Source organism: Paracoccus liaowanqingii (assembly GCF_004683865.2).
Taxonomy (GTDB): Bacteria; Pseudomonadota; Alphaproteobacteria; order Rhodobacterales; family Rhodobacteraceae; genus Paracoccus; species Paracoccus liaowanqingii.
Window position 1 is genome coordinate 2,222,954 of record NZ_CP038439.1, and the last position, 15,013, is coordinate 2,237,966.

Below are 15,013 nucleotides of genomic sequence, written 5' to 3' on the forward strand. Positions count from 1 at the left end.
AAGGTCATGGTCCGCTCCCTGCGCATCGCGGTCGTTCTGCTATCACGCAGCGAGCAATTGCTTTCCGCCCTTGGTGACGGTTGGGGCGCCTGTTCTGCAACTTCCCCGACGAATATCCGTTTTGCCTTGCCGCTCCAACAGCCCTACGGCACGCCCATCGGTCGGCTATTTGCCTTTCGTGTTGACGCTAGTTTTGCAAACGTTCCCTCTTCCAGATCGCGGCGGGTAGATCTGCATGATGCGCAGGCGTGATGCTGAAATCACGCCGCCAAGAAGCGGCTGCCTGCCATCTACCGAAGTTGCACTGAACGAATGCGGTTCGATCACAGATCCTTCAGCCTCAGAAGGCCCTCAGATCCAACTCTACATCGACCCAGAAAATTTATCACGAACACAGCGACTTGCAAGCTGTTCACCGTTTCAGCGCAGTCATCAGCTCAAGAGAAATAAGGGTAGTAGAGAACAAACTGAGGCATATATGCGCCGCAGTTGGTACTCGGCTTCCCACGTATAAACCTAGAAAATAAAAAGAAATTTCTGTCGCAGCCTGAAGCGGAGACTAGTTTGTTTAGGACAATTGGTGGTGCGATCAGGCCTGACATCGAACCTTCTCTACCTGTAAGGGTAGAAGTACGCGCAACGGAAATGCGATCTTGCGGCAGCACGTCCTTACCAGAACCCCGCATGAGGTGCGCGCGCTTCTGCCTCCAGGATCGGACTCACGACCGTCGTGCTATGGCCCGGAGACCCCGCGAAAACCGTCTCGCAAGGGACATCGAGCATGGCAGGGTCGGCTTCCGCTCGTGTGTGCAATTGTATCCGCGCCCGAGAAGCGGCCCGGCTTGCAACTGCCGTCCCACGGGGCAGCGGAGCGTCATCATGGCGGTGAAGTCGCGCTAGGTTCCCCGACCCGCGAACATCGCCCGCAGGCTCTCGAAGAGCATCGGGTCGAGGTTGGCGAGGCGCGACTGTGCCTCGGCTTGCTCTGTGTTCTCGCAGATGCCACCCACACATTTGCGCAGTGCATCAAGGTCGATGCCAACGGCACGCAGCCGCTCGCGCAGCTCCGGACGTACCACGCGGCTCGACAGGAGGCAGCCGAGAAAGTCGCAGAAGGCATCCTTCCCACCGTTTCCGCCATTTCCGTCCGAGGATGGCGGCGGCCGGTCGCCGCCGATCCAGACCGCTCCGGTGCGGACTGCCTCCCGAGTGAAGGCGCGGCCCCGCAGGGTCTTGCCGCGAGCGGTCACGCGGATGTCGTAGCTGCCCGGCAGCGGCGCTGGAAGGCCGATATCGAAGAGGCCCGGAGCGGTCTCGGCGAGAAGGACGGTGGTCTCGGCCCCGTCGGGGTCGACGACGCGCGCGCTAACCTGCGCACGGCGCTCGACCGGTATGCCGTACTCCGTGAGCCGCGCACGCAACACTAGGGTCGCGCCCGGCGCGAAGCCGGTTTGCGACAGCGTCGTCGCCATCCGCAGGTTGGAGTAACTGTGCACAAGCAGGCTGTAGGGCGCGCCCGATCGCGAGGCGGCGACGGCGGCCGCGCTCTTCTCCTGGAAGTGGGTGAACGCGCCGTAGTGTCCGCGCTTGGAAAGCTGAAGGCGCGCCGTCCATCGACCCTCGCGTGCCCCGGCTCCGACGGGCGCGGGTAGCGTCAGCCGATAGTAGCTGACGTTGCGGCCGTCAAAGTAGAGGCCGCCCGGCATCGCGGCCGCAGCTGCCTGATCGATCACGTCCCCCGCCGGTGTCACGAGCGTCATGTCGATCGACCCGCGCGCCGGCGTCATCAGGATCACATCCGTGGCGATGTCGGTCTCCGCGAGATGGAAGTCGATGTCGTGGACCTGACCGGGGCCGAGCAGGCCGTCAGGGTCGCGCACCACGTCCTCGTTCTTCACGCCGGCGAGAACCTGCAAGAAGTACTTCGCAAGTTTGTAGCGGCTGTTGATGTCCAGCGCGCCGGTGAGCATGCAGAAGCCGCCGGTGCCGTTGGTGAGCGCGGTCAACGCCGTCGGCTGGACGTTCTCGGCCCGTCCGAGCGCGACCGCGAAGACACGGTCGGTGATGCTCCCGGCGACGTCGCTGATGTACTTGGCGTCTGTCTCCTTGCCGTCGGTGAATACGACGACCGACTTGGTGCCGTAACCTGCAACCGGCGCCAGTCGCGTCTGCGCACGTTCCACGCCGTCACCGATGGCGGTGAAACCGAGGGGGTTTGGCGCGAAGGTCGAGATGTCGCTGCGCAACTGGTCGCGCTGTATGTCGAAGACGGTGACAGGGCCGAGCGGACCAAGCAGCGGCACGCGCAGGTCAAAGGGATCGTGATCGAACGAGACAATGCCGACTCCGTCGCCCTCGTGCACGACGTCGATCATGATCTCGGCCGAGAAGCGCAGCACGTCGATGCGGTTGGCAGCGCCGATGCCCGACGGCGACAGCATGCTGCCGGAGCGGTCGAGGCACAGCATCACACAGGCGGACTGGCGCACGACGGTGTTCGCGGTGATCGGGATGATCCACTGGCGACCGGTCTGCAGGCAGCGGACGGTAACGCTGCCGGCGTGCACGTCGCCGGCCGTCGTGCCGGTGTAGCCAAGCCAGAGGATTACCTCGCGCACGGCGGACGAACTTGGCGTGCCGGGCGAGACGAACTTGATCCCGAGCGGCGTGGTGAACGGTGCGCCGGGCAGGGCCACGATCTCGAAGCTGACCGGCCAGAGGCTCTGGACGTCGAAGCGGACCGCGCGGACTGTCGTTTCGCCCTCGGGAATGTCGTTGAAGTTCAGCGCGGGCGTCGTCAACGCGATCCGCCATCCCGCGTCGCGGACCGCAGCGGCGGCGTCGAGTCGGCCAAAGCCAAAAAACTCGGAGAAATTCGCGCCGAGATAGCCGGGATCGGTCGATATGCGGCCGTTGACGTCGCGCCAGCGGCCGACGGCGTTCGTGTTGTTGGCGTCGATCTTGACGGCCGTCGAGCGGCAAAGATCGCGCACCTGCTGCCATGTAAGCTCGGGATTGGCCGAGATGATCAGCGCACCAACGCCGGCCGAGACAGGCGTGGCATAGGAGGTGCCGCCGAAGTCCGTGCGGTATTGCCGGGGGCCGGCCGCAACCGGCGCACCGAGCGGCAGGGCGTCCCCGAGGCCCGAATCGAGCGTGATCTGGTTCATCCCCGCGTTGACGGCCGTAATCCGGCGGCCGGAGGCCACGCCGCCACCAAGAGCGCCCGCGACGACCGCCTGCCCGACCCCGAATCCGGCCGCATTGGCAAGGGTCAGCACTGTCGCGCCGGCTGTGGCCGCGGCGGCGAGCGTCGTCTGTTGTGCGGGCACGCCACAGATCGCGTCCCCTTCCGGCGCTGCCCGGATCGTGGCGGTATGCGCGCCGAAGACACCCGGGGGATTGTGGCGGCCCTCGTTGTCGTTGCTCGGCGCGCACCAGTCGACGGTCGAGCCGAAGTTGCTGTAGGCAGCCTTGATCTCGGTCATGCCGTCGTTGCCCAGCGTCGAGGCGGCAACGCCGAAGCAGCGCTCGTACATGCTCCAGGGCCTGCGGAACGTGGCGTCGAGATCGACGTTCTGGTTGCCCGCAGAGAAGTAGAGCAGGACTCCGCGGCCGCCGCGGCCATCATCCGTCAGCCGGTCGAACGTGTCGCTCATCAGACCCGAAATCGGGGTGTTCACGCTGAAGCCGAAGCTGTTGGTGATGACATCCGCGCCCCGCGCGAGTTGCGCGGGAAAGCCTGCGGTCGTGCTGCCGGCATCGAAACCCGCAGCCCAGAGGTACATCTCGGCGAAACGCGCCTCGGTCCCTCCGCTGCGGATGGCGATCAGTCGGCTGGCACCGGCGACGCCAGCCACGCCCTCGTTGACGCCGACCACAGCCGATGCGTTGTTCACGTTTGCGACGGCGGCGCTGGCGCAGCAGGTGCCATGATCGCCACCCAGATTGTTCATGTCGGCGGCCATTCTCGCAAAATCGAACATCGCGACCTGCTTTGCCGCGCCACCCGGCACCGTCCCGGTGAACTCGGGGTGCGTGAGGTCGACGCCGCTGTCGACGACAGCCACAACCACGTCGCCCGACCCGAAGGTCCGGGCGGGATCCATGTCGCGCAGTGCCTGCCAGGCGTCGGGCGTGTTGATGATCTGATGGTCCCACTGCTCGGGAAAGAGGAAATCGGTGGGGACGATGGCGTCTTCTTCGGTGGTCGATGCCAGGCTCGGCTCAGCGTAGATGACCTCGGGTTCCCCGGCAAGGGCGTTTGCCGCATCAAGGACCGCGTAGGTGGCGGGCCCCGGGAAGCGCAGGCGGTGAACATTGCCGAGGGCAGTGAACCTGCCTTCGGCGGCAAGGCCGTGGCGCTTGGCGACACGCTCGACCTCGGCCTCTTCCACGCCTTCTTCGAACCTCGCGATGATCAACGTGGTGAGAAAGGACGCGTTCTCGTCGGTCAAACGGACGACGGCCCCTGCCGCTTCGACGCCGGGGTCTTCCTCGAGCGCGCGCAGGCCCTCGGCCACGGCGTCCTGATCCTCAGGAAGCTGGACGATGGTGACGCCGCTGCGCTCGAAGTTGCCGCCCGAGCGGATCGAGCGTCCGCCAATGCGTTGCGCCGTGGTGTCTCTCGCGGAGGCGGCCGGTCGGCGGCCGCGATCCTTCTGCGCGCCCTGCGCGGCGCCGTCTGGCTTCGTCATTACGCCCAGTACGCCCGGTAGCGGCTCGAACGGCACCCGGACCGTGCCACGGAAATAATAGGGCATCCCCGGGCGGCCCAGCATGAAGACCTGAAGTCGCTGCAGGTCGCGGCGCGAGACGAGTCGCGATTGTGCCTCGAAGCTCCGGGCCTCGACGCGCACCTCGACCTTTCGTGCTCGGTCGAGCGCGATCTCGGCTTTTCCCTTGGAGTCGCCTTCTGCCACTACATCGCCGACCATGATCCGCGCCCCGTCGATCGGGCGGCCCCGGTAATCCGTTACATGCAGGTTCAGGATTGCTTCGACCACAGTCTGGTTCTCCGGGGCGATCAAGGCTTTAGGGAAGATAAAGAAAGTTGCTCGCAGTCCTCTCGGCACTGGCCGAATTGAGATACTTGGTGCACGCCATCAGGGGCACAAAACTTTATCAATTCTCTTTTCTAACTTATCCTTGTCCCTGGAACAATGATTCGTAGCCCCTTCACACGGAGCCCCCCGCGCGGTCGAGAGGAAGCCGGTGGTTGCCGCCCGGCACCCGGAAGTTCGAGAAGGTCGCGGATATGCTGACGTCGAGCGACCGGACCCCGTGGAACCAGCCCGCAGGCAGGAACAATAGGTCTTCAGGAAAAACGTCGACTTCGGCCACCCATGCCTCGGCAAAGCGCGGGAAGCGGGCGAGGTCTGGCGCTTCGGGATTGACTGCACTGTAGAAACGGCGGTGCAGATAGAGCTTTGGCGCATCGAACGGCGGAATCAGCCAGAAGCGCTTTCTGCCATGCATCTGCGCGAACAGGATCGAGTGAAGATCGAAATGGAGCGGCGTCACTGTACCGGCCGGCCCGATCCAGAGCTTCACCGAGCCTGGCAGCCGGCTCTCTGCGTCGACAATGTCGGCTGGGGCGCCGATCTCGCGGCGCAGCGGCAGGAACGCCGGGTTGCGGAAGAAATCGTTCCGCGCGACCAAGTAGAAGTCGTTGCTTTTCGGTTCGGCGCGCAGCCGGTCCACCAATTCGCGCAGTGTGATTGTCGTGGTCGTGGCGCGGAAGTTGATCTCGTACTCCGGGTCGGAGTCCCGTCGCGCAGTGATTTCTATGCGCTCGGATCCGAAGCGCTCGGCCAGCGCGTCGGGCGTCCAAGCCCGGACCGACCGGGCACTGCCGAGCCCGCCGCGGATCAGGACGGGCCGATGACGAAGGTAGTAGTTTTGGAAGAAGTCCGACCCGGACAAAGCGTCCACCGTATCGATGCGCCGGACGGGGTCCGACCGGCGCCAGAGCGCCCCGTAGAGGTCGAGCAGGCCCAGCGCCATCGCCGTCTCGGCCGCTGAAGCCGCGCCAGGCGCGCTCCGTAGCGGCCCGGACGACGCGTCCTGCGGGGGTCCGAGCGCCTGCGACCGCAAGCGCGAGGCGCCAACCGGCGCGAGCTTGCCCAGAACTTTGGCGTCAAAGTAGGTGGCGGGCCGCCGCTCCGGGCGGCGGTGTATCCAGCCGTTGAGTGTGAAGCGGCTGTCGCCGAAACCGCCGCCCGGACAGCGCACCGGTAGCACCTCGTGCCGCGTTCCCGAGGCGAAGAACACGAGGCTGTCGTTCCGCGGTTCGATGATGATCCGCTGATCGGTCGGCGCATGGATGACCAGTTCCCCGCCGGAAAAGCGGCGCGGCGCGGCGTGGAAATAATAGACGAACGTCACGGTCCGGGTGTGGGTCGCAGGCGAGCCATTGTCCGTGTGCCAGTGGTAGTACTGCCCGTCGCCGTGGGCCGTCAGCTGGAGTTCGAGGCGTTGATCGCCGAACGGCGCCACGCCCAGCGCGGCGAGTGCCTCGGGCAGACGCGACCGCACTGCGCCCTCGATAAGAGGCGCGACGGGCCTGAGCTTGTCGGCGAAGAGCACGACGGACCGCCGCCAGTCCGCAAATCGCGGATCCCGCCCCACCGTCCTCGACGCTTCGAAGGCCGACACACGCGACAGGGCAAAGGCAAGCACCTCAGAGCTTGCCTCCGCCCCGAGAACGTCATGGTAAAGCTTGTACATGGGCGCGCCGTGGCCGTCCTCGCTCATCGTCGTGAATCGCGCTCGGAGATTTGCTGGAGCCGCCGGTCTATGTGCAGGTCAACGACATCCAGCAACATGGGTGCCCTGATCGACAGAAACCAGTAGAGGATCCAGGGGTTCTCGGTGATCTCGCCGAAGCCGCCTGTCGGACCTGCCGGAGGCGTGCCCGGCTCAGGCGGGCCGCCATCTGGCGGAGAAAACACAGCAGGGCCGACGGGTGGAGCGGGGCCGACCGGCGGGACTCCAAGCTCTGGCGTGCCACCGTCTGGAGGAGAGAAGCGCTCGGGGCCGGCCGGGGGCGTACCGGGCTCAGGCGGTCCCGCGTCGGGAGGCTCATTGCCCCGGACAATATCGGCAATCTCGGCGAGCCGCTCCCGAAAGCGCGCTTCCACCAGCGTTGCCATCAGAATGTCGGTGAAATCGGCCCTAACGGCCGTTTCACGCTCCTTGGCGAAAACCCAGTGTGCGACTAGGCTGTCCATCCAGGGCACACGGAAAGGACCGGTTTCTAGGTCGGTCGAAGGCTCATCGGACGCCTTGCTCCAGGCGATGATCTCGTCGATGATTTCCGGGTTGCGGGAAAGTTCGACCTTGTCGCCAAACCTATCCCGGAGCCGTTTCAGCAGTAGCTTTCTCGACATAGGCGCTTCCTCATTGTCTGGGGTCTAACATGGATGCTGGGCGCGGAACGGCGCCGCCCGAACCGATAAGGCGAAACCCGGCGCGCGCCTCGAACGCGGCAATCGAGCGCGCGGAGCCGATGCCGTGGCGGCCGCACGCCGCGCCAGAGTAGAGCGCGCGAAGTCGCGCCAGCGAGAGTCGATTGAGCCGCCGCCATCCGGGATGATCGCGCCAGTGCGGAACCCGATGGCTCCGATCGTACTGGTGCCAGCCCAGCACACGGTGCGGTTGGAACACGTCATAGCCGTGGGTGAAGGCCCGCAGCCCGATCGCCACCTCGTCGGCAAAGAAGTAGATTGCAGGATCCGCAGGAACTTCTCGGTTGAAGACGCTATCCGCGAATAGGAAATGCAGCGAGGCAAACGCGCCCGGGAATGGCTTCTGCATCGCGGCGCGGTCGCGGACGGCATCGCCGACCAGCCGGAACAGCAGCCCGTCACAGCGTTCGGCTTCGCGCATCGTATAGATGGCGTCGACCCTGCCCGCGGGATCGCTCTCGGGTCGGTAGGGCGGCAAATAGCCGGACAGGATCGGCTTCTGGCAGTCGACCGAGCGCAGATCCTCGAACATGTCGACGGTTGCCTCGTCCCAGCCAGGGGCGAACCTGTGGTGGGAGTCGAGCAGGAGCGTGTAGCGCTCGTCGCCCGCGCGTGCCTGGAGCAGGCCTCGCGCCCAGTTGCAACCGCGGCTCGCAGCCGCCGGAATCTTGACGATATCAACGCCGGGCACTCGACGCAGATCCTTCTCGAGCCCCTCCTCGTCTGGCCCGTATTGCCACGCCACGCCAATCCGAAGCCGATCTGGTCGGATGGCGGCCGAAAGAAGGCTCACGACCGTCGGGAAGAGCTCTTCGTCCCGGTAAGCCGGAATCTGAACGTAAATGGATCGCATTATGGCACAAGCGCTAAGAAAGCCGCCCCCCCCCCTTTTGTAGCCCACTATCGTGCGCAACTTGAGTGCAATCCATTGTCCAATTGTGCGCATATCCGTAGAGTCGTGTCAAAGCACAAAGGGATGACGCTATCGAAGAGTCTTGCACGAAGACCGCTGCGCAAGGCTCAGCGGCGTCGTATTCCGACGCAACCCGATCTCTGATCCAAACTCGACGAATCGCATAGCGGAGGAACTAGGAAGCGGTCTTGTTAAGGCGTGGCCCAGGAAAACTCGCCTTTTGATCCTCGCATTGTGATGCAGCCGTCCAGCACGATCCGTCCGCGCCCTTGATCGTTCGTGCTCGAACTGATCACGCTCAACAAGCGTCACGCCGAAGAGGTGGGTACCGTCGGCAAGGGCGACGACCCGGTCGGTCACGGCCTCGAACGCGCGCCATGGTGGCTCGGCCTCAAATCCTCTTCAGAAGTCCGTCCTCAAGGAAACCCTCGAGCAGTCGAAGGCGATCGCAGCCGCCGTGGCACTGATGTTCTTGAACAGCCGCGGCGACAGGAACTGCGTCGCGGCTGGCAGGTCGGCGGTGATCTCCTGCTCGAACACAGCGCCCGAAACCTCGTCGACCACCCGCACCCAGACAGAACTTCCGTCCGCCGGTCCCGCGATGTACAGCATCAGCACCCCACCCGTCGCGATGCCGAAACTCGCGCCCATCTCACAGGTTCAGCGTCATGTTAACGACGGTGAGCCGGTCACCCGACCGCTCCATGGTGATGAGCATGTGCTCATGTCTTAGATTGAGATCATCACCGATGGCGGCCGTCGGCGGCGCTGGACTACGGCCGAGAAGCTGCGGATCGTGAAAGAGACGCTGGACGACGTGCCGGCATCTCGGTGGTCGCGCGCCGCAATGGCGTGGCGCCGAACCTGTTGTATCGTTGGCGCCGGCTCATGCTCGAAGGGGGGAGTGTCGCTGTGACCGAGGACGATGACGTCACCAGCAACAAGGTCGTCCGACAGATGGAGGACCGCATCCGGAACTCGACCGCCAGCCCGGGCCCATGGCTCGCGTTCACCAATCGGGGCACGGTGTTTCTCGATATCGACGTGGCGGCGCTTCTGACGCCGGTCGAGACGACGTATCGGCTCTTGGCGCGACCCGTAACCGGCGGAGAGCGCCTGCCCTGGCGCCACGACTACCGCGCGCCATTCCTGTTCTTCCACCGCTGTGATGTCGAACAGGGCGAAAGCCTTATGGCGACGGGCACGACCGGCCACTGGCCGCCAACGGCCGGCCCATCCGAACCCGGACCGACATGGGGGCGATCCTCCTCACCGCCACGTCGGGCGGCATCCGTGCGATGTTGGGCGCGGGCATGAAGGACCCCGAGCACACGCATCTCGTCCTTCGAAATGCGCGCGTCTGGGCCTCCGCACCGACATGGCAATCGCCACCGGCACGCTGACCGACCGACATCTGATCAATACCGGCACCCTCGCGCTCCGTTTCGACGTCTATGCCTGGACCCCTACGCTGCCAGATCCTTACGTCGGCAACTTCCACATCTGCCGCCCCGACATCGACCGGCCCCGCGCGCTGCTCGGAGCCCTTGTCCGCTGGACCACGCTCGAGGCAGCGCAGGTCAACTTCACCGGCGAAGTAATACCAACAGCCCTAAGCTCTGACTCACGGGATTCCCTTCGACCTGAAAATCTGAATCATTGCCATCAAGAGATGGAGGTTCTGATGGCGATTGAGATCACTCGAACGGATATGTCGACAAGTGAGCTTCGGGCGGCGGCGGCGCGCACAAAGGATGCAAAAGCGGTGCGGCGGATTTTGGCGATCGCTCTTGTTCTGGAGGGCGCGGATCGCAAGACGGCGGCGGAGGCCTGCGGCATGGACCGGCAGACCCTGCGCGATTGGGTTCATCGCTACAACGCCGAGGGGATCACCGGTCTGTCGAACCGGTATTGGGCAGGCCCGACGCCGCTCCTGAACTCTGAGCAGAAAGCGGAACTTGCCCGGATGGTCCGTGAAGGGCCTGACCTTGAGGCCGATGGGGTGGTCCGCTGGCGCTGCGTCGATCTCAAGCGCAAGATCGAAGATCGCTTCGGCGTGGTCATGCACGAGCGGACGGTCGGCAAGCAGCTGGCAGCCCTTGGCTTTCGCCGCCTGTCGGTGCGCCCACAGCACCCCAAATCCGACCCGTTGGCACAGGAGGCATTTAAAAAAACTTTGCCGCGACGGTAAAGGCCGCCCTACCGGAGACGGCGCACGGGAAGCCATTGGAGGTGTGGTTTCAGGATGAAGCCAGAGTGGGCCAGCAGGGGACGCTCACCCGGACCTGGGCCGAGTGCGGAACCCGACCTCGTGCGCCGCGCGACACCCGCTACAAATGGGCCTATATCTTCGGCGCCGTCTGTCCATCGCGCGCCACGACCGCGGCACTTGTCATGCCACGTGCCGATACCTCGGCCATGAACGCTCATCTCGCTGAAATCGCAAAAACCGTCGCGTCGGGCGCCCATGCCGTGCTCGTCATGGACGGCGCCGGCTGGCATAACTCCAGTGCTCTACGCATCCCCGACAACATCACCATCGTGACGCTTCCGCCCTATGCGCCAGAGCTGAATCCGGTTGAGAACATCTGGGCCTATCTGCGCGCAAACTGCCTCGCCATCACCGTCTTTGACACCTACGCAGACATTGTCGACCGATGCTGCAGCGCATGGAACGCCTTCGCAAACGACCCCGAGCGCGTCCGATCGATTGCCACGCGTGAATACGCAAAAGGGGTCAGTGCTTAGGGCCGTTGGTATAAGTCTGCAGACGGTTTGCCCGAACCGGAGATCCCCGGGCGAACCGGTCCCCGCGCCGCTATCCGACCGCAATCCCGATGTGAGCCTGACCCTTGACTGAACGAGGGCAGCGCGGCGTTGATGAACGGGCGTTTGGCGAGCTGTAGCAGGCACCGGCGCGCGAGCAGCAAATGCGGGCCGGGTGTGTCGACAGTGCGACTCAAGTGAACCAGGCCTCGACCGGCACCGTCGACGCTCAGCTCAACGAGCGTCTGGGTCCGGCCCCGCCCGTCTTCCTGCTCGACGTATCGACGAACCAGGACCTTCTCGGCGTCGAACTCTGGGGCATGCCGGCGGGAGATCGGAATGTCGACTTCGCCGAGGCGGCTACGGCAGGCCCGGCCGGCAGCGGCTTCCCGGTCGAGGCGCTTGACGTCACCTCGAGGGTCGAGGCGATGCGGCTCGTCGCCCTTCCGCAAACTCAGTGGGAGCCGGTGCGCACGCTCGACGAAGATCAAGACATCCTGACGCTCGGCTGGTTCCCGACACCGATTGCGTCGGCCACCGACGGCGGTGCGACGGTGCTGGGCGCGCGGTCGCAGAAGCTCGCGCCGGTGATCCCCGAGCCGCTCCTGACCAGGACGAAACAGGTCTTCGACGACGGCACAAACATTGTCTTCCGCACGACCCTGCCGTTCAGTATCGTTACCGTCGTTGACCTTCAGGCCGTCGACAATGCCGGCGTGCTATTCCGCGGGTGCGTGGATCTCGCCCACCTGCGCAACCCGGAAGAGGCCAATGGAGCCGCGCGTGGCATCGAAGCGCGCCATGAGGTCACCACCCAGGGCGGCGTGGCTCACGCGCGGATCCTCATCGAAGTGCTGCATCTCCCGGAGGTCGGCCGAGGACAAGTCGAAGAGGCTCCATCCGGCCTCTCGAGGAAGAAGAGCTGAAGAACCGAGACCACCCACGCGCGGCAGGGTAGCCGTGCGGACATCTTCTCCCACGCTCAGGCGCCGGATCTTGGCCTCGACTTCCGGCGAGATCTCCACGCCGAGGCGCCTGCCGTCTGAGATCAGCAGCTCGTCCTGGATCTCCGGCGCCGCCGCGCGCCTCAGGAGGACTGGGGCTCCTGGACTCGCGACATTCCAGGTGGTCTCCGCCCTCTCGTCCACCACGATGAGACGGCGATCGGCGCCGGCGCCCTCGAACGTCATGGATCGGACCTCGCCCGCGACCTCGAGAGTGGACTGCGGCTCGAAGGTGGTCTGGGTCCCGGATACGACCGCCCTCGATCCGGTGTCGCCGGATAGCCGCAGAACCAGCGCCTCGGGGCTCGCCTCGTCGGTCATGAACAGCGTGGCATGGATCACGCCCCGTTCCGTCGGGTGTGCGGTGACAAGCCTGCGGCCGTCTGGGGAGGCGATCTCAAGGGACCGGTCAGGCTCAAGGTCACGCACGACCACCTGCCAGAGGACCTCGGGTCGCCAGCCGGGCTCCTCGATCGGTCCGGATGGACCCTTAGGCAGCGCGTGGACACGTGTCGTGATCGAGTCCCGCCAGATCTGGCACATCCGGTCGAAGCTCTCACGCAGCTGCTCCTGCCGGGCCGCCTCCTCGGGAGTGATGGCAACGAAGTTGCCCAAGGTGATGATCCGTACGCCTGCGGACGTCACGACCCGCAGGCGGGCCGGAAAGACAGCGCTTGGATGTACCCGGCCATGCTCGTCAAGGCGCGGCCGGATCCACCAGGTGTCGCCCCTCTGATGGATCTCGAAATGCTCAGGCGTGTCGATCACCGCCACACGGCAGACCTGAGCGCCAGTGCTCGCGACGACCCTGACGTTGGCGGTGTAGACGACGTTGAACCCCCCGCGACCGCCGGTGCTCGACCTGCATGAGCCGTATATCTGCCAGCCGAAGGGGGAGGACTCGACCTCGATCGCCGCGGGCCGCGGCGGCGCGGACTGCACTGGCCCCGACATCACGAGCCCTTCCGGAGCCCCCTCAACATGCGTGAGCTGGAGGCGAACCGTAGCGCCCCCTGGGAATGGAAGCCTGAGGTCCAGCGGGTCGCGGCACTGATAGTGTTCGTCGTTGAGCTTCTGACAGTTTGCGCCAAGCGACCTTGAAATGTCCTCCTCCAGCGACTGCGAATAGATTATACCAAGCAGGGCACTGAACGTCCCGATTGGCCCGAGAGCCAACCCCACCGAATAGGCGGCGATACCAGTACCCGCAGGCTGGTCACGCAGGATCACTGGTCCCATAAAGGGCCACAGCAGGGCGGCCGTGACCGCACAAGCAATTGTTTCCAGATGGTTGCTCGGGCCGCCGTGGAGCCGATAGTCGTTTTGGAGCACGTTCGGCTGTGCGGGATCGACCGAGAAGCTCGCCCGGATGGTGGCCTCCACATCCACGTCGATGTCGTCGACGAAGAACGGACAGGCATCGACCATCTCGATGCCCACCCGCGCCTCCAGGGTTGCCGCATTCGCCCGCCAAGTCACGTTCGGGCCCCAGCGGCGTCGCACCTTGGGCTGCGAGCTCAATGCATCGCCGATGCGGCGCGTGCTCTCCTGAACGAGCAGCCGGGCATCGGCGATCAGCGCCCAGCCACGATCTCCCAGTCGGCGCGTGGGCCCGCCCATGAAGAAGGCCTGGTTGACGTCCGGCTGACCGCGAGGAACATCGAACTCGATGCGAAGTGCCACGAAGGTGCCGTTCGGGTCGCAAGCCAAGCCCGCATTGACCGCAGCCATCGGACGGCCGAGCACACGCGAGATCGCTCCGAGATCCACCTCGGTCGTGGGCGGAACCAGGCTCGCGATCCGGGCCTCGATCCCGGCACGATGTGCTGGGGACAAGAGGGCCAGCGCGGGACCGAACTCGACATGGCTGAGCGCATAGGAGAGACGAACAGGACCGGCAGACCCGATCCCGTGCGGGTGAGTGGGTTCGAGAGCGCAGTTGACGACGATATGGAGCGGAATGGCCTCGAGGGGTGGGGTGGCAGCATCACCACTCGCCTCGAGATCCGCGACCCGAACCTGATGGAGCTCCACCAACTGGCGTACCTGCACGTAAGGCACGGTGATGTTGAAGAGGTTCGTAGGCGAGAAGATCCAGACGAGCTGCGTCGCTGCGTGGATAGCGTTCCCGGCGGCGTCGAGCCGTCTCTCCCTCTGCACCTCCGTCTCGCCAGCGACGACGATACGGTCGATGACGACACGCTCCCCTTGACGGTTCAGGAGGTCGTTGTCATCGGGGCAGATCGGAATGGCTTGCAGGCGCGACCGTAGAATTCCCCCGAAGGCCTCGGAGGACATCTGAATTTCCGTGAACATGAGAGGGCCCTCAAACGCCGTCGGCCAGCATCCTTACCTTGCGTCAATTGAGCGAGCTGAGCAAGGGTTATTTCTGAGATCGTCGTAGCGGTCCCCCCATGGTCCTGGCTGCGGCCGTGATGGTGGTCGGTTTAAGCACGGGCCTTGCTTCGCCGCCCATGGCTACCGTCGTAGCCGCCGCAGTCGCCAAGGGCCGGCAGGACGTGACGAACACCACGATCAATGCCGGAACAAGTGCGGGCGTGGCTTTGTTGGGGGCGGTCGCCCTTGCCATGGTAGGACAGTGGCGGCTGGCCTTCGGCGCGTTCGCCGCCGTTGCGGTTGTGCTTGCCATCAGCGCGGCAGTTTCGCTGCCATCATCTCAGGGCGGCAAAAGCGCGGGCGGCCTGCCACCGATGACCGGGCCCGTCTTGCGCCTGATTGCCGCCTCGTTCCTCATGGGGGGCGGCGAGCACCGCACTTTGGTCCTTCGGCGGCCAGCTTGTGTCGGAACGTTTGGGCTGGGGGCCGACCTGGGCCGGCATACTATGGAGTTGCATCGGCAT

General features: G+C 65.0%; 8 protein-coding genes and 1 pseudogene. 3 read left to right on the forward strand and 6 right to left on the reverse strand.

The window, feature by feature from the left end; all coding sequences use genetic code 11:
- Positions 1-6 precede the first annotated feature (6 nt).
- Positions 7-252 carry a hypothetical protein gene (locus E4191_RS10755; protein ID WP_135313410.1) on the forward strand — a complete coding sequence of 82 codons (246 nt, stop codon included), beginning with the start codon at positions 7-9 and terminating at the stop codon, positions 250-252.
- Between the two features lie 644 nt (positions 253-896).
- Here E4191_RS10755 and E4191_RS10760 read toward each other — a convergent pair.
- From E4191_RS10760 to E4191_RS10780, 5 genes are all read right to left on the reverse strand, one after another.
- Positions 897-5,030: a S8 family serine peptidase gene (locus tag E4191_RS10760; protein ID WP_135313411.1), complete on the reverse strand. Its 4,134-nt coding sequence runs from the start codon at positions 5,028-5,030 to the stop codon at positions 897-899.
- Between the two features lie 148 nt (positions 5,031-5,178).
- The gene (locus E4191_RS10765; RefSeq protein ID WP_135313412.1) at positions 5,179-6,756 is read right to left on the reverse strand and encodes a cupin-like domain-containing protein; all 1,578 of its coding nucleotides are present in this window, start codon (positions 6,754-6,756) and stop codon (positions 5,179-5,181) included.
- A complete protein-coding gene (locus E4191_RS10770; RefSeq protein WP_135313413.1) occupies positions 6,753-7,391 on the reverse strand; it encodes a hypothetical protein in 639 nt (212 codons plus the stop codon). The genes E4191_RS10765 and E4191_RS10770 overlap by 4 nt, the downstream gene beginning before the upstream one ends.
- A gap of 10 nt (positions 7,392-7,401) precedes the next feature.
- Positions 7,402-8,415, reverse strand: coding sequence for a GlcNAc-transferase family protein (locus E4191_RS10775; RefSeq protein ID WP_135313414.1), 1,014 nt, complete (start codon positions 8,413-8,415; stop codon positions 7,402-7,404).
- Between the two features lie 369 nt (positions 8,416-8,784).
- Positions 8,785-9,033 (reverse strand): hypothetical protein, encoded by a 249-nt coding sequence (locus E4191_RS10780; protein ID WP_228461249.1) that lies wholly within the window; start codon positions 9,031-9,033, stop codon positions 8,785-8,787.
- A gap of 82 nt (positions 9,034-9,115) precedes the next feature.
- Between E4191_RS10780 and E4191_RS10785 the strand changes: the two are divergent.
- Positions 9,116-9,357: pseudogene (locus E4191_RS10785) on the forward strand (transposase); the annotation flags it as partial.
- 706 nt (positions 9,358-10,063) lie between these two features.
- Positions 10,064-11,130, forward strand: a protein-coding gene (locus E4191_RS10790; RefSeq protein WP_135314351.1) for an IS630 family transposase whose coding sequence is annotated in 2 segments (ribosomal slippage) — positions 10,064-10,550 and positions 10,550-11,130 — 1,068 coding nt in all. Because the reading frame shifts where the segments join, the coding sequence is not laid out codon by codon here.
- Positions 11,131-11,867: 737 nt separating this feature from the next.
- Here E4191_RS10790 and E4191_RS10795 read toward each other — a convergent pair.
- The gene (locus E4191_RS10795; protein ID WP_135313415.1) at positions 11,868-14,468 is read right to left on the reverse strand and encodes a hypothetical protein; all 2,601 of its coding nucleotides are present in this window, start codon (positions 14,466-14,468) and stop codon (positions 11,868-11,870) included.
- Positions 14,469-15,013 lie beyond the last annotated feature (545 nt).